The following is a 22,115-nucleotide window of genomic DNA, read 5'->3' as shown; positions in this document are numbered from 1 at the left end:
GCCGACCGTCCCCCTCCAGCCACGCGAGGTGTCCGCACGCAAGACCGAGGAGGTCCTGATGACGGACCTGACAACCCGCTCCGGGACCACGAGGAACGAGACGGGCGGGGCCACGGGGATCCGGGGCTCCGGCACCGGTGATCCGGGCGGCAAGGGACGGACCACCATCGCCGACGGCGTGGTGGCCAAGATCGCGGCGGCGTCCGCGCGCGAGGTGCCCGGCGTCCACGGCCTCGGCCTCGGCATGACCCGGGCCCTCGGGTCCGTCCGCGACCGGGTGCCCGCCGGGCGCCCCGGTCAGACCCGCGGTGTGAGCGTCGAGGTCGGCGAACGGCAGACCGCGGTGGATCTCGACGTCGTCGTCGAGTACGGGTACCCCATCACCGACGTGGTCGCGGACCTGCGCGTCGCCGTGGTCACCGCCGTCGAGCGCATGACCGGCCTGGAGGTCGTGGAGGTGAACGTCGTCGTCGGCGACGTCCGCCTGCCGGACGAGCCGGACGAGGAGCCGCGGGACGGCCCGCGTGTGACGTGACCCGCCTGACGTGACCCGCCGCCCCGACGCCGGAGGCCCGCGTCCACCGGCCGCCGTGGAAGAACCCTCAGGAGGTGCGTCGCCGTGGACGACAGCGACCGGACGGACGGCGTCCGTCTCACAGCGCGCGAACGTGCCGCGCTCGCGGAGATCGAGGAGGGACTGCGGCAGGACCACGACCCCGCGCCGGTGCCGAGCCGCCCGTCCGGCGGGCGCCGACTGCCCCTCACGGTGGCACTGATGCTGGTGTGCTCGGTGGTCCTCGCGGTGGTCGGCATCCGCACGTCGGAGCCCGCTCTCCTCTGGTGCTTCGCGGTCATGTGGCCGCTGACCGTGCTGCAGATCATCAGGTTGCTGGGCCGCTGGATCAGAACCACGGGCCCCTTCACCCCGTGGTTCTGACCGTCTCGCGGCCTCCGGGACCGGCAAGGGGAGGTCCCGGCCGCCCCGGTGGGCCGACCGGCCCCGTGAAGGGGCCCGACAGCACCTGCCCGTCCGCCCGTACGGGTCGGAGGCTGGAGACCCGGCCCAGTCCGCAACCCGTCAGAGGAGACCGGCGTCATGGTCCGTTACGTGTACGACTTCGCAGAAGGCGGCCGCGACCTGGCCGGCCTGCTCGGCGGCAAGGGAGCCAACCTCGCCGAGATGACCCGGCTGGGGCTGCCGGTCCCGCCGGGATTCACCGTGACCACGGACGCCTGCCGGGCCTTCCTCACCACCGGGGCCGAGCCGGACGGTCTGATCCGGGAGGTCTCCGACCACCTGACGACCCTGGAGGAGGCGGCCGGGCGGCGGCTGGGGCAGCCGGACGACCCCCTGCTGCTGTCCGTGCGCTCCGGGGCACGCTTCTCCATGCCCGGCATGATGGAGACGATCCTCGACGTCGGCCTCAACGACGAGTCCGTCCTCGGCCTGGCCAAGGTCTCCGGCAACGAGCGCTTCGCCTGGGACTCCTACCGCCGTCTGGTGCAGATGTTCGGCAGCACGGTCATGGGCGTCGACGGCTCCCTCTTCGAAGGCGTCCTGGACGACCTGAAGCGGGCGCGGGGCGCCGCGAGCGACCTGGACCTGACGGCGGAGGACCTGGCCGGTCTCGTCGAGGCGTACCGGAACCTCGTCCGCCAGGAGACCGGTGAGTACTTCCCGCAGTCCCCGGCCGAGCAGCTGCGCCGGGCGGTGCTCGCCGTGTTCGAGTCCTGGAACGGCGAGCGTGCCCGGATCTACCGCCACCGCGAGCACATCCCCGACGACCTGGGCACCGCGGTCAACGTGCAGACCATGGTCTTCGGCAACCTCGGCGCCGATTCCGGCAGCGGCGTCGCCTTCACCCGGGACCCGTCCACGGGGCGGCCCGGCCTGTACGGCGACTACCTGGCGAACGCGCAGGGCGAGGACGTCGTGGCGGGCATCCGCAACACCGTCCCGCTGACGGCCCTCGCGGAGCTGGACCCGGTGTCCTACGAACAGCTCCGCTCCCACATGAGCACGCTGGAGACGCACTACCGGGACCTGTGCGACATCGAGTTCACGATCGAGCGCGGCCGGCTGTGGATGTTGCAGACCCGGGTCGGCAAGCGCACCGCCGAGGCCGCGTTCGCCATCGCCACGGAGCTGGCCGACGAGGGTCTGATCACCCCCGACGAGGGTCTGGCCCGGGTCAGCGGGGAGGGCCTCGCCCGGCTGATGTTCCCCCGCTTCGACACCTCGGCCGTCGGCGAGGCCCTCGCCCACGGTCTGCCGGCCTCCCCGGGCGCGGCCGTGGGCGCCGCGGTGTTCGATTCGGCCGAGGCGGTCCGCCGGTCCGCGGCGGGCGAGAAGGTCGTCCTGGTGCGCCAGGAGACCACCCCGGACGATCTGCCCGGCATGATCGCCGCGCAGGCGGTGCTGACCAGCCGCGGCGGGAAGACCAGCCACGCGGCCGTCGTCGCCCGGGGCATGGGCAGGGTGTGCGTGTGCGGGGCCGAGGAGATCACGGTGGACACCGGGGCGCGCCGGTTCACCGTGGGGACCACCGTCGTCGAGGAGGGCACGGTCGTCTCCGTCGACGGTTCGGAGGGTGCCGTGTACCTGGGCGCCGCTCCGCTGGTCGACTCCGCGGTGATGCGGTACTTCGAGACGGGCGAGCGGTCCGACGCGCTGGTCGGGGCCGTCGCCGGCGTCATGGAGCGGGCCGACGGCGCCCGGCGCCTCGAGGTGCGGGCGAACGCCGACACCCCCGAGGACGCGGCGCGCGCCCGGCGGTTCGGCGCGCAGGGCGTGGGCCTGTGCCGCACCGAGCACATGTTCCTCGGCGAGCGCCGCAAGCTGGTCGAGGCGATGATCCTGGCGCGTGACGAGACCGAGCGCGAGAGGGCCCTCGGCGCGCTGCTGCCCCTCCAGCGGCAGGACTTCGGCGGCATCCTGGAGGCGATGGACGGTCTGCCGGTCACCATCCGGCTCATCGACCCGCCCCTGCACGAGTTCCTGCCCGACCACACGGAACTCGCCGTGCGGATCGCCGCCGTCGAGGCCCGGGGCGAACGGCCGGACCCGCACGACACCGATCTGCTCGGCGCGGTGAGCCGCATGCACGAGGAGAACCCCATGCTCGGGCTGCGGGGCGTACGCCTGGGACTGGTCGTCCCGGGGCTGGTCGCCATGCAGGTCCGCGCGATCGCCGAGGCGGTCGTCGAGCGGACGCGGGCCGGCGGCCGGCCGAAGGCCGAGATCATGGTGCCGCTGGTGGGCGCCGTCGAGGAACTGCGCATCGAACGGGCCGAGGTGGAACGCGTCCTGGCCGAGGTGTCCCAGGAGTCCGGTGTCCCCGTACGGCTCCCGGTCGGCACCATGATCGAGCTCCCGCGGGCCGCGCTCACGGCCGGACGCATCGCGGAGGAGGCGGAGTTCTTCTCCTTCGGCACCAACGACCTCACCCAGACCACCTGGGGCTTCTCCCGCGACGACGTCGAGGCGGAGTTCTTCTCCGCCTACCTCGACAAGGGCATCTTCGCCACCTCGCCGTTCGAGAGCCTCGACCGCGACGGGGTGGGCCGGCTGGTCCGCATCGCGGTGGACGAGGGCCGCGCCACGCGTCCCGACCTGAAGATCGGCGTCTGCGGTGAGCACGGCGGGGACCCCGAGTCCGTGCACTTCTTCCACGCGGCGGGACTGGACTACGTGTCCTGCTCGCCGTTCCGCGTCCCCGTCGCGCGTCTGGAGGCCGGGCGTGCCGCGCTCTCCGGGACGGGGGCGAGCGACAGCAGGTGAAAGGGGAGGACGCGTACGGCCCGGGTCCGGGGACCCGGGCCGTACGCACACGGTCATCGACCCAGGGTCGACGGTGAGGTGACGGCCCGTGAGGCCGTCCGGCCCCCGGCGGACGGCGTTCGCGTACGACGCCGTACGCGGACCGGAGCGAGCGGGCAGGCGGCCGGGCGGCCGGGCCCACGGTCGGGGCGCGCGTCGTCAACGGGCTGACCCGGCCCCGTACTTCAGGGCCGATCGGCCCCCCGGCGGGGACCCGACGGGACCTGATCACGGACGCACCCGGCGGGAGACGCTGTGGGTACGGCAGGAACGGCCCGCGGCCCCGCGGAACCGCTCCCGCCCCAGCGCCCCACCCGCGTTGCGTCCCTCACCGACCACGGAGGCCCGCTCCCATGACCCGCCACGACGACCGCACCGCGACCACCGACCCCGCAGGCGTGCCGTCCCCGATCGCGGGCGTGCCGGCCCGGCGCGCGGGCGCTCCGTCCGACATCGCCCTCGCGGTGGACCGCCTGGTGGAGAACGCCCTCAAGGCGCTCACCGCGTACGAGTCGCTGGACCAGGAGCAGGTCGACCACATCGTGAAGAAGGCCTCGGTCGCGGCGCTGGACCAGCACACCTCCCTGGCGGCGCTCGCGGTGGAGGAGACCGGCCGCGGCGTCTTCGAGGACAAGGCCGCCAAGAACATGTTCGCCTGCGAGTACGTCACGCACAGCATGGGTCCGATGAAGACCGTGGGCGTCGTCGCCCGGGACGACATCGACGACATGACCGAGGTGGCCGAGCCCGTCGGGGTGGTGTGCGCGGTCACCCCCGTCACCAACCCGACCTCCACCACGATCTTCAAGGCGCTCATGGCGCTGAAGACCCGCAACCCGGTCGTGTTCGCCTTCCACCCCTCCGCCCAGCGCTGCAGCGCGCAGGCCGCGCGGATCGTCCGTGACGCGGCGGTCGCCGCGGGGGCGCCCGAGCACTGCGTGCAGTGGATCGAGACGCCGTCCGTCGAGGCGACCGGCGCCCTGATGCGTCATCCCGGCGTCTCCCTGATCCTCGCCACCGGCGGCAACGCCATGGTCAGGGCCGCCTATTCGGCCGGCAAGCCCGCCCTGGGGGTGGGCGCGGGCAATGTTCCCGCCTACGTCCACCGCAGCGCCGACGTGCGCCGCGCGGTCAACGACCTGGTGCTGTCCAAGTCGTTCGACAACGGCATGATCTGTGCCTCCGAGCAGGCCGTCATCCTGGACGAGGAGGTCCGTGACGCGGTCCTCGCCGAGTTCCGCACCCTGCACGCCCATCTGGCCACCGCCGAGGAGAAGGCGAAGCTGGAGGCGTACCTGTTCCCCGCCGGCACGGCGGGCGCGGGGTGCGAGCCCAAGGTCAACTCCGCGGCCGTCGGCCGGAGTCCGGCCTGGATCGCCGAGCAGGCCGGGTTCTCGGTGCCGAAGGACACCTCACTGATCCTGGTCGAGGCCGACGGGGTCGGCCCGCAGGAGCCGCTGACCCGCGAGAAGCTCTGCCCGGTCCTCGCCGTCCTGCGGGCCGGCTCGGCGGAACAGGGCTTCGATCTGGCCGCCGACATGGTCGCCTTCCACGGCCAGGGCCACAGCGCCGTCATCCACACCGGTGATCCCGAACTCGCCGAGGCGTACGGCCGCCGCATGAAGACCGTACGGATCATCGTCAACGCCCCGTCCTCGCAGGGCGCCATCGGCGGCATCTACAACAGTCTGCTGCCCTCGCTGACCCTGGGCTGCGGCTCGTGGGGCAGCACCTCGGTGTCCAACAACGTCTCGGCCGCCCAACTGCTCAACATCAAGCGGGTGTCGGTGCGCCGCAACAACCTCCAGTGGTTCAAGGTGCCGCCCAAGATCTACTTCGAGCCCCAGTCCATCCGCTACCTCGCCTCGATGCCGGACGTCCACCGCGTCACGGTCGTCACCGACGCGACGATGACCCGTCTCGGCCTCGTCGACCGGATCCAGAACGTCCTGCGCCGGCGCCGGGAGCCGGTCACCGTCCAGGTCATCGACAACGTCGAACCCGAGCCCACCATCGACTCCGTGCGGCGCGGCGCCCGGCTCATGGGCGACTTCCGCCCGGACACCATCATCGCCCTCGGCGGCGGCTCCCCCATGGACGCGGCCAAGGTGATGTGGCTGCTGTACGAGCAGCAGGCCGAGGGCAAGGACGTCGACTTCGCCGACATGCGGCACAAGTTCTCCGACATCCGCAAGCGCGCCTTCCGCTTCCCGGTCCTCGGAAAGCTCGCGCGGCTCGTGTGCGTCCCGACGACCTCGGGCACCGGGGCCGAGGTGACGCCGTTCGCCGTCATCTCCGACTCCGCGACCGGCAAGAAGTACCCGCTGGCCGACTACGCGCTCACCCCCAGCGTGGCGATCGTCGACCCGCTGCTCACCACCGGTCTGCCGCGAACCCTGGCCGCCGACAGCGGGTTCGACGCCCTCACCCACGCCATCGAGGCCTATGTCTCGGTCTACGCCAACGACTTCACCGACGGTCTCGCCCTGCACGCGATCCGGCTGATCTTCGAGAACATCGAGGCCGCGGTCAACGACCGCGCGGCGAGCGAGCGGGCGCGGGAGAAGATGCACAACGCGGGCACCATCGCCGGCATGGCCTTCGGCAACGCCTTCCTCGGCATCGTCCACGCCATGTCCCACACCCTGGGCGCCACCTTCCACGTCGCGCACGGCCGCACCAACGCCGTACTGCTGCCGCACGTCATCCGCTACAACGGCACCGTCCCGACGAAGCTCACCGGCTGGCCCAAGTACGAGAACTACCAGGCCCCCGAACGCTTCCAGGACATCGCGCGCGCCCTCGGTCTGCCCGCCGCCACCCCGGCCGAGGGCGTCGAGTCCCTCGCGGCGGCGGTGGAACGGCTCCGGGACCGGGTCGGCATCGAGCCGACGTTCCAGGCCCTCGGCGTCGACGAGCACGCCTTCCTCGACGCGCTGCCCCAACAGGCCCTGAACGCCTACGAGGACCAGTGCGCGCCCGCCAACCCCCGGATGCCGATGCTCGACGACATGCGGGAGCTCATGCGCACGGCCTACTACGGCCGCGCCGCGCACGACGGTGCCGCCGCCGCTTCCTCCGTCTGACCGAGTCCCCGTCCCTCCCCCTCACACCACCCTTCTCTGGAGGTTCCATGCTGTCCGCGGAGTCCGCAGCCCTCGTACGGGCCACCCTGCCCGCCGTGGCCGGGGCGCTCGACGAGATCACCACCCGCTTCTACGCGACCATGTTCCGCGAACGGCCCGAACTGCTCGACGGGATGTTCAACCGCGGCAACCAGGCCAGCGGAGCCCAGCGCCGCGCGCTGGCCGGCTCGATCGCCGGATTCGCCACGGCACTGCTGGAGAACCCCGACGAACGGCCCGACGCGCTGCTGTCGCGGATCGCCCACAAGCACGCCGCCGTCGGCGTCACCGACGACCAGTACACGATCGTCCACAAGTACCTGTTCGGCGCGATCGCGGACGTCCTCGGGGCGGCGGTCACCCCGGAGGTCGCGGCCGCCTGGGACGAGGTCTACTGGCTGATGGCCGGCGCCCTGATCAGCCGGGAGGCCCTCCTGTACCAGGACGCGGGGGTACGGCCCGGTGTGATCTGGCGGCCGTGGACGGTCGTCGAACGGCGCCCGGAGACCTCCGACGCCGTGTCCTTCCTGCTGCGCCCGGCGGACGGCGAGCCGGCACCGCGGGCCCGCGCCGGCCAGTACGTGAGCGTCCGGGTGCGCATGCCCGACGGGGTGCACCAGTTGCGCCAGTACACCCTGTCCTCGGATCCGGGCGGTGAGCTGCGGCGGATCACCGTGAAGCGGGCCACGGGCGAGGGCGGGGGGCCGGACGGCGAGGTCTCCACCCTCCTGCACGAAACCCTGCGGGAGGGCGACGAGTTGTCGCTGTCCGCGCCGTTCGGCGACGTCTTCCTCGACGGCCCGGCCGATGCCACCACCCCGGTCGTCCTGGTCTCGGCGGGCATCGGCTGCACCCCGATGACCGGCATCCTGGCCCACCTCGCGGCCCTCGGACCGACCCGGCCCGTCCTGGTCCTGCACGCCGACCGCTCCCCCGCCGACCACGCCCTGCGCGCCGAGACGCAGGCGCTCGTGGGACGGCTGCCGGACGCCCGGTCCGTCTTCTGGTACGAGCACCCGGGACCGGAGGAGCCGGAGGCGCGGACCGGGCTCATGGACCTGGACGACACCGAGATCCCCGACGGGGCCACGGTGTTCCTGTGCGGCCCCCTCCCCTTCATGCGCGACGTGCGCGGACAGCTGCTGGCCGCCGGTGTCTCCCCGCGCCGCATCCGCTACGAGGTCTTCGGCCCCGACCTGTGGCTGCCCGGTACCGCGGCCTGACCCCCTCCCTTCCTCCCTTCCGCCCTTCCGCCTCCGAAAGAAGGACCCCGTGACCACCGACAGCACCCGGCGGACCCCGCTGGTCCGGCTGCGCTCCGACGGCGCCGTGGACGAAGCCACCCTGGCGTACGCCCGTACGAAGATCGACGCCGTCCTCGCCCGGCCGGGACTGCCCGCCGTCACCGGCGAGGTACGCATCACCCGGGCGGCGGCCCACCACGCCGGCCACCCCTGGGCGGCCACGGCCGACGTGCGCGTCGGGCGCCGCCAGGTCGTCGCGGTGGCCGAGGAGGCGACGGGCACGGAACTCGTCGACCGGCTCCAGGACCGGCTGCGCCGCCAGACGGACAAGGCCGCCCACTACTGGGACGACGGCCGCGGCACGACGGCCCCGCCGTGGCGCGGCGGGGAACTCCGGGACGGCGTGAGTCCGTGAGGAGCGCGGGCCCGGCCGGCGCCCACGCGCCGGCCGGGCCCGCTGTCCACCGGAACGCGGTGAAGAACGGCCCCTTGATGTGCGACACGACGACCGGGAGTTGTGATGGCGAAGGCTTACCTGGTGGGCGGTGGGATCGCGGCGCTGGCCGCGGCCGCGTTCCTGATCCGCGACGGCGGCTTCGAGGGGAGCGACATCCATCTCTTCGAGGAACAGCGCGCCCTCGGCGGCAGCCTGGACGCCGGCGGCACGCCCGAGGCGGGCTACACGATGCGCGGCGGGCGGATGTTCGAGGCCGAGTTCCGCTGCACGTACGACCTCCTCTCCGGCATCCCCACGCTCGACGACCCCGCCGTCTCCGTGACGGAGGAGATCCTCGCCGGGTACGAGGAGTTCGGCTGGGACGACATGGCGAGGCTCGTCGACGGCGACGGGAAGATCGTCGACACCACGTCGATGGGCTTCTCCGAGTACGACCGGCTGGAGCTGGTCCGTTGCCTGTCGACGCCCGAGGGGCGCCTGGACGGCAAGCGGATCACCGACTGTTTCGGCGAACACTTCTTCACCACCACCTTCTGGTTCATGTGGTGCACCACGTTCGCCTTCCAGCCCTGGCACAGCGCGATCGAGTTCCGCCGTTACCTGAAGCGGTTCATCCACCTCTTCCCCGGGTTCGCGTCCATGTCGGGCATCCACCGGACCCGGTACAACCAGTACGACTCGATCGTGCGGCCGCTGACCGCGTGGCTGCGCGAGCGCGGTGTCAGCCTCCACACGGGCTGCCGGGTCACGGACCTCGACTTCACCCCCGGCCTGCGCAGCGGTACGGTCACGGGCCTTCGTCTGAACCGCGACGGCCACGAGGAGAGGGTCCCGGTCGGCCCGGGCGACCTCGTCCTCGTCACCAACGGTTCGATGACCGACGCCTCCAGCCTCGGGTCCCACACCTCGCCGCCGCCTCCGGTCCCGCACCGCTCGGACGCCTGGCTGCTGTGGCACCGGCTGGCCCGCGGGCGTGACGACTTCGGCGACCCGGCCGCGTTCGACAAGCACGTCGACGAGTCCCGGTGGGAGTCGTTCACGGTCACCGCGAAGGACCCCGCCTTCCTGGGAGCCCTGGAGGAGTTCAGCGGCCGGCCCGCGGGCAGGGGCGGGCTCATGACGTTCACGGACTCGAACTGGCTGCTCACCATCGTCGCCAACCGTCAGCCCGTCTACCGCGACCAGCCCGAGGACGTCTCCGTCTGGTGGGGGTACGGCCTGTTCCCCGGCCGTGAAGGCGACCACGTCCGCAAGCCGATGACGGCGTGCTCCGGCCGGGAGATCCTGGAGGAGGTCCTGCACCACCTCCCCTTCGACGAACGCACGGCCGCCCGGGTCCTGGACACCTCCACCGTCGTGCCCTGCGTGATGCCGTACATCACCAGCCAGTTCCTGGCGCGCCGCCGCGACGACCGGCCCGGGGTCGTTCCGGAGGGGTCGGTCAACCTCGCGTTCATCGGGCAGTTCGCCGAGGTGCCCGACGACGTGGTCTTCACCGTCGAGTACTCGGTGCGCACCGCCTGGACGGCGGTGACCCGGCTCCTGAAGCTGGACAGGCACCCGCCGGAGGTCTACAAGGGCCACCACGACCCCCGCGTACTGGCGGCCGCCCTGGAGACCATGCACCGCCGCTAGACGATCCCCCGCACGGTGAGGACACCGAACGCCCCTCGGACCGAGGGGCGTTCGGTGTCCTCACCGTGAGAAGGTCACACGGTCCCGGGGCGCCCGGGTGGACGGCGTCGCGCGCTCCGGCTCGTCACGTCCGTCAGGCCGCGGGAACGGCGAGGTCGTCGTGCGACGGGGCGCCGAGCACCACCTTGAGGGCGCCGGTGTCGGCGGCCCGGGAGAAGACGTCGTAGGCCTCCTCCATGTGCTCCAGCGGGAAGGTGTGGGTGACCAGCTCCGCGGTGGGCAGCCGGCCTGCGGCGGTCATGCGGAGCAGGGTGGGGGTGGAGCGGGTGTCCACCAGCCCGGTGGTGATGGTCACGTTCTTGATCCACAGGTCTTCCAGGTGCAGCGTCGCGGGCCTGCCGTGGACGCCGATGTTGGCGACGTGACCGCCGGGCCGCACCATGCGCGTGCACAGTTCGAAGCTCTCCGGCACCCCGACCGCCTCGATGACCACGTCCGCGCCGAGGCCGTCGGTGAGGTCGGCGATCAGCTGTTCCGGGTCCTCGCCCGCGTCGGCCACGGCGTCGGCGCCCAGCCGCCGGGCGGCCTCCAGCCGGGACGCGGCGAGGTCGACGGCGACGATCCGCTCGGGCGAGAACAGCTGCGCCGTGGCGACCGCCGCCAGGCCGATGGGTCCGGCGCCGACGACGGCGACCGTGTCGCCCGGACGTACGCGCCCGTTGAGAACGCCGACCTCGTAGGACGTCGGGAAGATGTCCGCGAGCAGGACGGCGTCCCTGCTCTCCACGGCTCCGGGCAGCGCGTGCACGGAGAGGTCGGCGTGGGGGACGCGGACGTACTCGGCCTGGGTGCCGTCGATCAGGTGGCCGAGGATCCAGCCCCCGCCGCCCCGGCACTGGCCGTACATGCCCTCCCGGCAGAAGCGGCAGCGGCCGCAGGAGGTGATGCAGGAGACGAGCACCCGGTCGCCGGGACGCACGGTCCGCACATCGCTGCCGGCCTCCATGATCTCGCCGACCGCCTCGTGGCCGAGGACCGTTCCCGGACGCACCTCGGGGACGTCACCCTTGAGGATGTGCAGATCCGTGCCGCAGATGGTGACGGCATCGACCCGTACGACGGCGTCGGTGGGTTCCTTGATCGCCGGGTCCGGGACATCCTCCCAGGCGGACTGCCCGGGACCGTGGAAGACGTAGCCCTTCATGATTTCCCTCGCCCTCCCCTGTCCGGTACGAGATGAGCCTTCGAGTCCAGCTTGTTCCGTCGTGAGGCGTTGCGCATGGGCCGTCCGGCCCTCGACGTCCGCTGCCCGGCCCCGGCCCCGGACCCGGGCGGCCCTGCCACGGCGCCTGGTCGGCCTCTGCCGCGGCGGGGCCCCGGCTGTCACCGTCGGAAGTGTCACCAGGACGACGAAGGAGGTGCCGGTCCATGCCCCTCGACGCGTACGCGAGGAAGCGGCTGTGGCGGTGGTACGACAACCCGCTGCGGCGACGCGACGACGTCATCGAGGCCTGGATCGTCCTGGCCGCCTGGACGGTCTTCACCCTGGGCGGAACCGCCGCCGGGCTGGTGACCGCCCGGGCCGCGGACGACGCGTTCGCACGGCAACGAGCCGAACGGCAGTCGGTCCGCGCCGTGGTCCTGCACGACGTCCCGCTGGTCGCCGCCGGGCCGGGCTCCGGCTCCGGCCGCCTGATGACGGCGGTGCGCTGGACGGCGGCCGACGGCTCGCCCCGTACCGGGCGGGCCCTGGTGAGCACCGGGAGCAGGGCGGGATCGAAGGTGACGGTCTGGCAGGACGGCCACGGCCGTCTCACCTTCGCGCCGCCGAGTCCCACGAGGGCGGCCGTCGAGTCGGGTGTCGCGGGCACCGCGGCCGCGACCGCCGTCGCCGGCCTGGTGTTCGGCTCCGGCACGGTCGCCCGTCGGCGGCTCGACCGGCGCCGTGTCGAGGCGTGGGCCCGGGAGTGGGTGCTGGTGGAACCGCGCTGGGGGCACAGGACCGGCTGACCGGCCGCGGACCGGATTCGGGCCCGGGCCGCAGAGGCGGTCCGGGCCCGTGAGGCGGAGCGGGTGGACGAGTCCGACGGCTTCCCCCCTCCCGCTTGCCCTGCTTGTGGGTCAGATGCTTGTGCTACTTGTGGTTCAGGGAGTCCGCGACGCCCTTCGCCCACGCCTCGACGGCGTCGAAGTCCCGGAAGTCACCGCCATTGCCGGAGCTGATGATCATCTTGGCGATCCGTCCCCTGGCTCCTTCCTTCAGGCACCCGCCGAAGGTGATGTGTCCGCGGGCGTCCAGTCGGGTCATGGCCCTCTGCACCCCGCGCACGGGCGGGATGTCCCGCTCGGCGGCGGAGGCGTCGAGCGGTCCGCTGCTGAAGAACCACACCGGGCGGTCCGCGAGCAGGGCGCGGTGCCTGCGCACGAACCGTCGGGCGTCCTTGTGCCAGCGTCCCGCGTAGAGCCCGCCGCCGACCACGACGCCGTCGTAGGACGTCACGCTCGTCACGGAGCCGGCGGGAAGGACCTGGACGGTCAGTCCCTGCTCGCGCAGGGTGCCGGCGACCGCTTCGGCGATCTCCGCCGTGGATCCGTTCGTGGTTCCGTAGGTGACCAGCACGGTGTCGGTCATGGCGGTCCGCCTCCTTTCACAACCGGCGCAGCCAGTCCTCGGTCACGCCGTGCGGTGTGCGATCGTGGTCCGGGCGCAGGTGCGCGTCGTCCAGCCGGTGGGTGAGGTGGGCGACCACGTCGACCACACCGTCGATCCTGCGCGTCATGGCCACGGCGATCTCGGTCTCGCTCTTGCGTTCCATGCTCCCGGTGAGAGTGACGACCCCCTCCGTCACGGAGACCTCGACGCTGCGCGGCGCCAGCCACAGCGAGCCCACCAGTACCTCGTCGATCACGTCGCGCCGTATCTCCGCGTCCGGCCGCAGGAAGACCTGGAGGAAGTCCCGGCGGGAGACGATCCCGACGAGCCGGTCCTCCTCGTCGAGGACGGGGAGCCGCTCCACGTGCTTCTGGGCCATGGTGCGGGCGGCCTGGACGATGGTGTCGTCGGCGTGCACCGTGACGGGCGGTGACGTCATCAGTCCACCGGCGGTACGGGCCTTGCTCCTGGCCCTCTGGCGCCTGGCCCCCGGCAACAGGTCCGTCGGCCTCGGGTGGTGTTCCGGCTCGTGGGGATCCGGCGTGACCGCCCGGTGCATCATCAGGTCCGTCTCCGACAGGACACCGATGACCTTGTCGTCCTCGTCCACCACCGGCAGTCCGCTGATGCGGTGGTCGGCGAGCAGCCGTGCCACCTCCTTGAACGGCGTGCCGTACTCGGCGCGGACGACGTCCGTGGTCATCACGGATCCGACCTTGTTGTGTCGCATGACCGTTCCTCCTCAGCGCAGTCTGCGCAGATACGGGTCCTGGGAGCGGCGCGGGAGCAGCCGCACCCGTGCGTCGAGCACGGTGACCCCGCCCGGTGTCGCCAGGACGGGATTGAGGTCGGCCTCGGCGAGCTGCGGCAGGTCCGCCGCCATCCGGGACAGCCGCAGCAGCAGCTGTTCCAGCCGTTCGAGGTCGACGGGGGTGCTTCCGTTCGCGCCCAGCAGCAACGGGGCGCACCGCGGCGAGGTGATCAGTTCGTGCACGTCCCGGTCGGTCAGCGGGGCGAGGCGGGCCGCGTGATCGGCGAGCACGTCCGTCGTCGTACCGCCGAGTCCGAACAGGACCAGCGGGCCGAAGACCTCGTCCTGGACGACGCCGGCGAGGAGTTCGGTGCCGCGGTCGGCGAGGGGCTGTAGGACCACGCCGGTCATGAGGCCGGCGAAGCGGGTCTCCAGGTCGCGGAACGCGGCCCGGATCTGGGCGTCGCCGCGCAGGTCGAGGTGGACCGCGCGCTGCTGGGTCTTGTGCAGGAGGCCGGGCCAGTGGGCCTTCATGACCACCCTGCCGTCGAAGCCGCGCAGCCGGTCGGCGGCGAGCACGGCGTCGTCCTCGCACTCGGCCCAGGCCCACGGGATCTGCGGAACGCCGTAGCAGGCGAGGAGTTCGGCGCACGTGCGCGGGTCGAGCCAGCCGCCGTCGGGGTTGAAGGCGAGGTACTCCTCGACGACCGTGCGGGCCCGCTCGGACTCGATGCCGTCCAGTCCGGGGACGGTTCCGGCCGGCTGGGCGAGCCAGGCGGCGCGCCGGGCGGCGTGGGCCAGGGCGCGGGCCGCCGACTGCGGTTCGGCGTACGAGGGGACGGTGCCGCCGTCGGCGGGCATCAGTTCCACGGACCGGTCCTGCTCCAGCCGTACGGCGATCACCGGGCGGGCCCTGCGCCCGGGAGCCGTGGTGAGGGCCCTGACCAGGTCGTCGCCGGTGGCGGCGGCGACCGCGGTGGGGACCAGCGCCACGACGACGGCGTCGACGCCGGAGCACCGGGTGAGGCGGTCGACGCACTCGGCGAGCTGTTCCTCGGCCACCGCGGCGGTGGTGTCGACCGGGTTGCCGACGGTGGCGCCTTCCGGCAGGACGGCGAGAAGGTCGTCGATCACCGCGGGAGTGAACGGGGGAAGGACGAGTCCGGCCTCGGCACAGGCGTCCGCGGTGAGCACCCCGGCTCCGCCCGCGTTGGTGACGACGGCGACGCGAGGGCCTTCGGGCAACGGCTGGGAGTGGAGCAGGGCCGCGGTTTCCAGGAGTTCGCCGACCGAGCGGGTCGCGGTGACGCCTGCCTGGGTGAACAGCGCCTGGCGGGTCATCGTGCGGGTGGCCGCGGCGGCCGTGTGGGAGGCGGCCGCCTTGCGGCCCGCGTCGGTGCGGCCGGCGTCGACGGTCAGCACCGGGATGCGGCGGGTCACCCGCCGGGCGGTGCGGGAGAAGGCGCGCGGGTTGCCGAAGGACTCCAGGTGCAGCAGGGCGAGGTCGGTGCGGCCGTCGCCCTCCCACCACTGGAGCATGTCGTTGCCGCTGACGTCGAACTTGTCGCCCAGGGACGCGAAGGACGACACCCCGATGCCGAGCCGGGACAGCCCGTCGAGCAGGGCGATGCCGACGCCGCCGGACTGTACGGCGATGCCCGCGGTGCCGGGACGCGGGTGGCCCGCGGCGAAGGTCGCGTCGAGGTTCAGCTCCGGGTCGGTGTTGGAGACACCGAGGCAGTTGGGTCCGACGAGCCGCATGCCGTGGGTGCGGCACGCGGTCAGCAGCGCCCGCGCCTGGGTGCGGTCGAGGCCGGCGGTGACCACGACGAGCGCGCGGACCCCGGCCTTCCCGCACTCCTCGGCGACGGCGGGCACCCCGGCGGCCGGTACGGCCACGACCACGAGATCGGGTGTCTTCGGCAGTGCCGCGACCGACGGGTGGGACGGCACCCCGAGCACCGACTCGATGCGGGGGTTGACGGCGAAGAGGCGACCGGTGAAGCCGCCGGTGCGCAGGTGGTGCAGGACGGCCCGACCCACCGATCCCGGTGTGCGTCCCGCCCCGACCACGGCGACCGTGGAGGGCCGCAGCAGGGGCAGCAGACTGGCCACGTCGGCGGCGCGGCCGCGGGCCTCGACCGCGGCCAGGTAGGCGTTGTCCTGGTCGAGGTGGATGGTGCAGCGCACTTCCGGCCCCTCGAAGCGGCGGGTGGTGCGCAGGCCGAGGTCGGCGAAGAGCCGGAGCACCTCGTGGTTCTCACCGAGGGCGTCGGCGGTGAAGGCGGTGATGTCCTCGGACCGGGCGGACGAGACGAGGTGCTCGACGAGCAGGGTGCCCACGCCCCGGTGGTGGAGGCCGTCCGCGACGGCGATGGAGATCTCCGCGCTCTTCTCCTCCGCCGTGCCCTCCTCCCCGCCGGTGTCGTACTCGGCGAGGCCGATCACCCGGCCGCCCGCCTCGGCCAGCAGGGCGCGGTAACCCGGGCGGGAGGGGGCGCAGGCCCGGTCGGCGGCCTGGGTGCCCGAGCGCCCGCTCGCGGAGAAGAACCTCAGCCGGAGGTTCTCCGGCGCCATCTCCTCGTAGAACCCTCGCAGCCGGTCGTGGTCGCCCGGGAGCGCCGGCCGGATGCGCGCGGTGGTGCCGTCGGCGAGCAGGGCGTGGACGGGGTGCCGTTCGAGCAGGTCGTCCGTCATCGCGGATCTCCTCCCATCACTCGGTACTTCGATCGTCCGGCGGAGCGGGGACGGGACCCATGGGCTGTACGGGGCCGCTCCGGGGCCGGTCGGCCCTGCCACCGCCGCCGACCGGCCCCGCCCGGGCGGCCGCGGTGCGGGGTCGCGCCGCCTCACGCCGGTTCGGGGACCACGGCGACCGGGCAGGCCGCGTGGTGCAGGACTCCGTGGGCGACGCGGCCGAGCTGGAGCCCGAGGCGTCCGGGACGGCGCCGGGCGCCGACCACCAGCAGACCGGCGCCCCGGGACGCGCCCAGGAGGACGTGGCGGGCGGGGCCCTCCACGGTGCGGCGGTGCACGTCGACATCGGCCGGCGCGTTCTTCAATGCCTCGTCCAGCGTCTCGACGGCCTGTTCCTCGTGCAGCCGAGCGGGCTCGCCGGCGAGCAGGGGATGGTCCACGCTCTCGTGCGCGGGGCAGCGCCAGGCCCGTACGGCGTCCAGGGGCGCCCGGCGCAGCCTCGCCTCCTCCACGGCGAAACGCATCGCCGCCGAGTCCTTCCCGCTCTCGTCGACCCCCACGACCACGCGGTGTGCGGTGGCGTCACCGACATGGTTGTCGTGGCCGCCGCGCAGCACGATCACCGGGCAGTCGGCGTACGCGGCCACCGCGAGGCTGACGGAGCCCAGCAGCATCTCGACGAAACCGCTGCGGCCCCGGGTGCCGAGCACCAGCGCGGAGGCGTCGCGTCCCTCCCGCACCAAGGCGTACTCGGGCTCCTCCGCCAGGATCTCGGCCGAGACCTCGAGGTCCGGGTGACGCTTCAGGACCCGGCGTGCGGCCACCGCCACGATGTCGTCGGCGCGGACCTCTTCGGACGGCTTGTGCTCCCCGGCGAGCGCCGTGCCCTCGTAGCGCTCCCAGAGGGAGGCGTACACCACCCGCAGCGGCACACCGCGCAGCACGGCCTCGTCGGCCGCCCAGTCGGCGGCGCGCAGGCTGGGCTCGGAGCCGTCCACGCCGACGACCAGGGGCCGTTCCGTCTTCTTCGTCCCACCGGCCGGAGGCTCGCCGGACGCTCGTACGACCGCTGCGTTCATGGGTCTGCTCTCCTCGGGGGAAGGGGGTCAGTCGTGGGGGACGACGGCGACGGGGGCGGTGGCGTGGTGCAGGACGGAGTGCGTGGTGTGGCCGATGTGGGCGCCGACGGGGAGGCGGCGGGCGCGCCGGCCCACGACGGCCAGGCAGGCCTCGCGGGAGGCTTTCACCAGGTGGAACGCGGGGCTGCCGTACCGGGTGACCTCGACGACCTCCACGTCCGGGAACCGGGTCCGCCAGGGGCTGAGCACCTTCGCCAGTTCCGCCTCGGCGCTCAGCGCCAGGGCTTCGTTCAGGGCGGGATTCACGGGGGTGCCGTACGCGTAGTAGGGCGGCGGGTACCAGGCGTGGACGACCCGCAGCGAGGTCTCCCGCCGCCGGGCGGCGTCGAAGGCGAAGGTGAGGAGCGTCTCGTCCGGGTGCTGGACGTCGAGCCCGAGCACGACCGGCCGGAAGGGTGTCCCGGCGGACGGAACACCCGTCGGGTCCGTCTCGTGCTCGTCGGCGGCCTGCTCCTGTGACCGGACCAGCACCACGGGACGCTCGGCGTGCGCGACGACGGACAGACCGACCGAGCCGACCATGAAGCCGCCCAGCCCGCCGAGGCCACGCGAGCCCAGGACGAGCAGTTCGGCGTCCTCCGCCGCCTTGACGAGCACGTCGCCCGGGTGGCCGGAAAGCTGTTCCGTGACCACCTCGACGTCGAGGTGACGCAGCCGGACGGCCTCGGCGGCCTCCTGGGGGATCCTCCCCCAGCCTTCGGCCGGGGGTACCCCCATCTCGCTTCGCTCGCTCCGGTGCTGCTGCGTCTCGGCGCTCAGGAGCGAGGCCTGCGCCATCGGCTCCGGCACAGGCTCCCACACGTGGACGAGCTTCAGCGGCAGATCACGCAGCTTCGCCTCGCGGGCCGCCCATTCGGCGGCGGCCCGGCTCTCGCGCGAGCCGTCGAGACCTACGGTGACAGTGCGGGGCATGGTCTTCATCTCCTGTGACGCGGCGGATCGGGTTTCGGGGGCTGCTTCGGGGCCCTGGTGCGGGAGACGCCGGTCGTCGTCCGGGTCCGGGCGGCCGCGGTGCGGCTCGATGCCGGGTACGGGGCCCGGCAGCGGCCGAGGGTGCCGGTACGGGACCGGGCGCCGTGAGGGTTCAGCGCAGCCAGCGGTGGTCGCGGACGAACGGCAGCCGGGCCCAGAGCCGGCCCGCGCCCAGGGTGTCGCCGGCGGCGGTGACGGCCAGGACGACCAGGGCGGCGGCGTAGACGAGGTGGTAATCGGCGAACGGGTTCGTCGACATGCTCGGCGAACCGTCCGAGAGGTGCCGGGCGGGCGGCCACTCGGCGAACCACATCAGGGCCATCATGGCCGTGCCGGCGACGGCGGCGAACCGCAGCGCGACCCCGCCGATCAGGGCCAGACCGATGCCGAGCAGACCGAGCATGAACAGCCAGTCGGCCCAGGCGGTGCCGGCCCACGCGTGGAACGTCGACTCCATCGGTCCGGCCGCGACTCCGCTGAGGAACCCCTTGGTCGGCGATCCGCCGTCGGCCCAACCCTTGCCGGACGGGGTCGCGTAGCCGAGGCCGAAGGTCTTGTCGAGGAAGGCCCACAGGAAGACGAACCCGGTGAGCAGGCGCAGGAGGGCGAGGGCGTAGGCCGGGGCGGTGTCCGCCACCACGGCGGTCCCGGAAGCGGACGCGGTCCGGTGCCCGCGCAGGACGGCGGACAGACGGAAGCCGGAACTGCGGTGCGGGTGCTGGTGAACGGCCATGGTGGGAATCCCCTCGGGAGAGTCGGGTCCTTGCCTGACGCGTCTCACTCTCGTCCCGTGCGATGCCGGGTGCCCGATGCCGAAGGGCTGTCGCCGTGGGGCCGAACGGCCCTGTGTGGAAGGCCTGTTGGGAACAGGTCCGCCGTCCGTCAGACCACGTTCACCGGATGCCGTACCACCGCGTCGAACAGGTACCCCTGCGTGTTGGGGACGGCGGTGTCCGGCTGGGTCCGGCCGGCCGTGTCCGTGGCGCGGGCCAGGAGGTGGGTGGTGCCGGGTGTGTCGGGGCTCCAGCCGAGCGACCAGCGGGTCCAGGTGCCGGTCCGGGGCCTGTCGTGCAGGCGGGCGGGCCGCCAGTGGGCGCCGCCGTCGGTGCTGACGTCGACCCTGGCGACGGCTCCCGCGCCCGACCACGACCGTCCGTGGAGCACGTGCCCGCGACCCGCCTCGAACGTGGCCCCGCTCGCCAGCTCGAAGGCGCTCTTGACGGCCTGTCGGGTGAGCGGGGCGCTGCCGCCCTCGGGGTGGGCGGGGCCGAACAGCCGGTAGAAGGTGGTGTTCCAGGGCGAGAACAGCGGCTGCGCGGACACCTCGATGTCGCCGACCCACTTGATCGAGGCGATCCCCACCCATGAGGGCACCAACACCCGTACCGGATGGCCGTGGTCGTACGGGAGCGGTTCGCCGTTCATCTCGTACGCGAGCAGGACGTCGTCCAGGGCCTTGGCCAGCGGCAGCGGGCGGCGTACCCGGCCCAGGCTCTCGCCGCCGCTGACGTACTCGGCGTCCAGACCGCGCGGCTGCACGTCCACGGCGCGCGGGGACAGTCCGGCCCGGCGCAGCACCTCGGCCAGACGCACCCCGCGCCAGCGTGCGACGCCGATCGCGCCCAGGGTCCACGGGGTTCCGGTGACCGTCTCGCCCTGTTGCGTCGTGTAGTACGAGCGGCCGTTCCCGGCGCATTCGACGAAGGCGGTCCGGGTGACGGCCGGCAGCGCGCGCAGATCGTCGTACCCGAACTCCACCGGACGGTCCTCGCCGGGGCTGCCGCGCAGTCCGCTCCCCCACAGCCGCAGCCGCCAGTCGTCGGCCTTCAGGACGGGTGTGGCGGTGTGGTTGCGCACGAAGAACAATTCGTTCGGAGTGTGGTGACCGGTTCCGCGCAGCGCCTCCCAGCGGGTCTCCGCGTTCGTGCCGCGCTCGATGAACCACTCGGCGGGCAGCGGCTTGACGATCGTCCTGTCGGCGGCGCGGGCGGGCCGTGCGGTGCCGAGCGTGGTTCCGGCGGCGGTCGCGGTGAGCAGCGTGAGCAGTTGACGGCGGGTCACCCCGTCGGCTCTGGCCTCACCCGCGAGCCACTGGCGCAGTCGGCGGCGGTCGTACTCGGTCTCGTGGCGGCGGTCGGCAGGGACGGGTGAAGGCATGGCGGGTCCTCATCATGACGGGGGGACGAACGAGAGGGCTCTGCGGGAGAAGGCGCGGTCCTGCCCGGGACGGCCCGTACGAGCTCGACCGGCTCACGCCTGGCGGCGGTCGGGAACGGGGAGGGGAAGTCTCGTGGTCAGCCGGTCGTCCGACACAGCGCGGCGGCGACGCGGACGAGGTCCACGGCACGGCGGCGGGTCAGGGGCTCCGACAACGGCATGGCGGGATGCAATCACGCGGGGCGGAAGGCGTCAACGCACTGTTCGTACCGGGGAGACGACCGGCAGGCCCGTCGACGCACGTGGCTGCCGCGCCCTGCCGTCCCGCGTCCGGCCGTCGGCCCCGCAGACCCACGGCCCCGTGGACACGCGCGCCGGAAGACCGGCGGACCCGGCCGACCGCGCATCACACGACTGACATACAGCCGTCACACACGAACGGAATGCGGGCTCGTCGAGGACCCGTTCCAACTGACATGACAGTTGGAGTAGCACTCAACGCGTCCGACGCGCAGAACCAGGTCGACGCCAGTGTCGAACTGGCCGAGGAGGCCGCGGCCGCCGGTCTGCGGTCCGTGTGGTTCGGCCAGACCTTCGGCGCGGACTCACCGCAGCTCGCCGCGATCGTCGGGCGCGCGGTACCGGAACTGCACGTGGGCACTTCCGCGATCCCCGTCTTCGGCCGCCATCCGCTGCTGGTCTCCAGCCAGGCCCAGACCGCCCAGGCCGCCACCCACGGCCGTTACCACCTCGGACTGGCCCTGGGCACGAAACTGCTGACGGAGACCGGCTTCGGCCTGCCCTTCGAGCGTCCCATCGCCCGTCTGCGCGAATTCCTCACCGTACTGCGCCAGTTGACCGAGACCGGCACGGCCGACTTCCACGGTGAACTGCTCAGCGCCACCACCCCGATGCCCGCGCGCGTGCCGGGCGCCGAGGGCGGTGTTCCGCTGCTGGTCGCCGCGATGGGCCCCCAGGCGCTGCGGGTCAGCGGTGAACTGGCGGACGGGATCCTGCCCTACCTCGCCGGGCCGCGCGCCCTCGCCGAACACATCGTGCCCGCCCTGACCGCCGCGGCCGAGGCCGCCGGACGGCCCGCTCCCCGGATCGTGGCGCTGGTGCCGGGCGTGGTCACGGACGACGTGGACGCCGTGCGAACCAGGGCCACCGAGAGCCTCGCCTTCTACGAACAGATCCCGTCCTACGCCCGGGTCATCGAACTCTCCGGCGGCCGGCGCGCCGCGGACCTGGCCGTGATCGGCGACGAGAAGGCGGTCGAGGCCGAGGTACGGCGCTACCGCGACGCCGGGGCCACCGAAGTCGTCTTCTCGAGCACCGAGTTGGCGGGGGAGGCGGCCCGGCGCCGCACCTGGGCCCTCCTCGGCGAACTGGCCCGCTGAGCCCCACCACCCGGTTCACCGTTCCCGCGTCACGGCATCCCCGCGCGGGAGCGAACCCCCGTACA

At 73.1% G+C, this 22,115-nt stretch carries 18 protein-coding genes; 9 read left to right on the top strand and 9 right to left on the bottom strand.

Annotation, left to right across the window (positions count from 1 at the left end):
- Positions 1-58: 58 nt before the first annotated feature.
- The 7 genes from CW362_RS06995 (at position 59) to CW362_RS06965 (ending at position 10,281) form a co-directional block, all read left to right on the top strand.
- Positions 59-535, top strand: a complete 477-nt coding sequence (locus CW362_RS06995; protein ID WP_103548524.1) for an Asp23/Gls24 family envelope stress response protein — start codon at positions 59-61, stop codon at positions 533-535.
- Positions 536-619: 84 nt separating this feature from the next.
- Positions 620-937 carry a DUF3040 domain-containing protein gene (locus CW362_RS06990; RefSeq protein WP_103548484.1) on the top strand — a complete coding sequence of 106 codons (318 nt, stop codon included), beginning with the start codon at positions 620-622 and terminating at the stop codon, positions 935-937.
- Between the two features lie 159 nt (positions 938-1,096).
- The gene (gene ppdK / locus CW362_RS06985; protein WP_103548483.1) at positions 1,097-3,781 is read left to right on the top strand and encodes a pyruvate, phosphate dikinase; all 2,685 of its coding nucleotides are present in this window, start codon (positions 1,097-1,099) and stop codon (positions 3,779-3,781) included.
- A gap of 392 nt (positions 3,782-4,173) precedes the next feature.
- Positions 4,174-6,906 carry a bifunctional acetaldehyde-CoA/alcohol dehydrogenase gene (adhE, locus tag CW362_RS06980; RefSeq protein WP_103548482.1) on the top strand — a complete coding sequence of 911 codons (2,733 nt, stop codon included), beginning with the start codon at positions 4,174-4,176 and terminating at the stop codon, positions 6,904-6,906.
- A gap of 47 nt (positions 6,907-6,953) precedes the next feature.
- Positions 6,954-8,168 carry a globin domain-containing protein gene (locus tag CW362_RS06975; protein WP_103548481.1) on the top strand — a complete coding sequence of 405 codons (1,215 nt, stop codon included), beginning with the start codon at positions 6,954-6,956 and terminating at the stop codon, positions 8,166-8,168.
- 49 nt (positions 8,169-8,217) lie between these two features.
- Complete coding sequence (locus tag CW362_RS06970; RefSeq protein ID WP_103548480.1) at positions 8,218-8,604, top strand: hypothetical protein; 387 nt, start codon at positions 8,218-8,220, stop codon at positions 8,602-8,604.
- Positions 8,605-8,709: 105 nt separating this feature from the next.
- On the top strand, positions 8,710-10,281 hold the full coding sequence (locus CW362_RS06965; RefSeq protein WP_103548479.1) for an oleate hydratase: 1,572 nt from the start codon (positions 8,710-8,712) through the stop codon (positions 10,279-10,281).
- 133 nt (positions 10,282-10,414) lie between these two features.
- Here the strand turns inward: CW362_RS06965 and CW362_RS06960 are convergent, their stop codons facing one another.
- Complete coding sequence (locus CW362_RS06960) at positions 10,415-11,485, bottom strand: zinc-dependent alcohol dehydrogenase family protein (protein ID WP_103548478.1); 1,071 nt, start codon at positions 11,483-11,485, stop codon at positions 10,415-10,417.
- Positions 11,486-11,709: 224 nt separating this feature from the next.
- Between CW362_RS06960 and CW362_RS06955 the strand changes: the two genes are divergently transcribed.
- Positions 11,710-12,291 (top strand): Rv1733c family protein, encoded by a 582-nt coding sequence (locus tag CW362_RS06955; RefSeq protein ID WP_103548477.1) that lies wholly within the window; start codon positions 11,710-11,712, stop codon positions 12,289-12,291.
- A gap of 124 nt (positions 12,292-12,415) precedes the next feature.
- Here CW362_RS06955 and CW362_RS06950 read toward each other — a convergent pair whose 3' ends face one another.
- From CW362_RS06950 to CW362_RS45575, 8 genes are all read right to left on the bottom strand, one after another.
- The gene (locus tag CW362_RS06950) at positions 12,416-12,913 is read right to left on the bottom strand and encodes a flavodoxin domain-containing protein (RefSeq protein ID WP_103548476.1); all 498 of its coding nucleotides are present in this window, start codon (positions 12,911-12,913) and stop codon (positions 12,416-12,418) included.
- 16 nt (positions 12,914-12,929) lie between these two features.
- Entirely contained in the window at positions 12,930-13,664 is a 735-nt protein-coding gene (locus CW362_RS06945; protein WP_103548475.1) for a CBS domain-containing protein, read from the bottom strand.
- 12 nt (positions 13,665-13,676) lie between these two features.
- Complete coding sequence (locus CW362_RS06940) at positions 13,677-16,382, bottom strand: bifunctional acetate--CoA ligase family protein/GNAT family N-acetyltransferase (protein ID WP_103548474.1); 2,706 nt, start codon at positions 16,380-16,382, stop codon at positions 13,677-13,679.
- Positions 16,383-16,534: 152 nt separating this feature from the next.
- Entirely contained in the window at positions 16,535-17,461 is a 927-nt protein-coding gene (locus CW362_RS06935; protein ID WP_103548473.1) for a universal stress protein, read from the bottom strand.
- 27 nt (positions 17,462-17,488) lie between these two features.
- The gene (locus CW362_RS06930) at positions 17,489-18,442 is read right to left on the bottom strand and encodes a universal stress protein (protein WP_206300881.1); all 954 of its coding nucleotides are present in this window, start codon (positions 18,440-18,442) and stop codon (positions 17,489-17,491) included.
- 163 nt (positions 18,443-18,605) lie between these two features.
- Positions 18,606-19,226 (bottom strand): DoxX family membrane protein, encoded by a 621-nt coding sequence (locus CW362_RS06925; protein ID WP_103548472.1) that lies wholly within the window; start codon positions 19,224-19,226, stop codon positions 18,606-18,608.
- Positions 19,227-19,375: 149 nt separating this feature from the next.
- Positions 19,376-20,650, bottom strand: a complete 1,275-nt coding sequence (locus tag CW362_RS06920) for a sulfite oxidase (RefSeq protein WP_103548471.1) — start codon at positions 20,648-20,650, stop codon at positions 19,376-19,378.
- Between the two features lie 137 nt (positions 20,651-20,787).
- Positions 20,788-20,871 carry a putative leader peptide gene (locus tag CW362_RS45575; RefSeq protein ID WP_354775551.1) on the bottom strand — a complete coding sequence of 28 codons (84 nt, stop codon included), beginning with the start codon at positions 20,869-20,871 and terminating at the stop codon, positions 20,788-20,790.
- Between the two features lie 255 nt (positions 20,872-21,126).
- Between CW362_RS45575 and CW362_RS06915 the strand changes: the two genes are divergently transcribed.
- A complete protein-coding gene (locus CW362_RS06915) occupies positions 21,127-22,050 on the top strand; it encodes an LLM class F420-dependent oxidoreductase (protein ID WP_103548470.1) in 924 nt (307 codons plus the stop codon).
- Positions 22,051-22,115: the final 65 nt, after the last annotated feature.

It is taken from the genome of Streptomyces populi, from assembly GCF_002911015.1.
GTDB classification, from domain to species: domain Bacteria; phylum Actinomycetota; class Actinomycetes; order Streptomycetales; family Streptomycetaceae; genus Streptomyces; species Streptomyces populi.
Note: the sequence above shows the minus strand (reverse complement) of the source record. Positions and strands in the feature narration are given on the sequence as shown.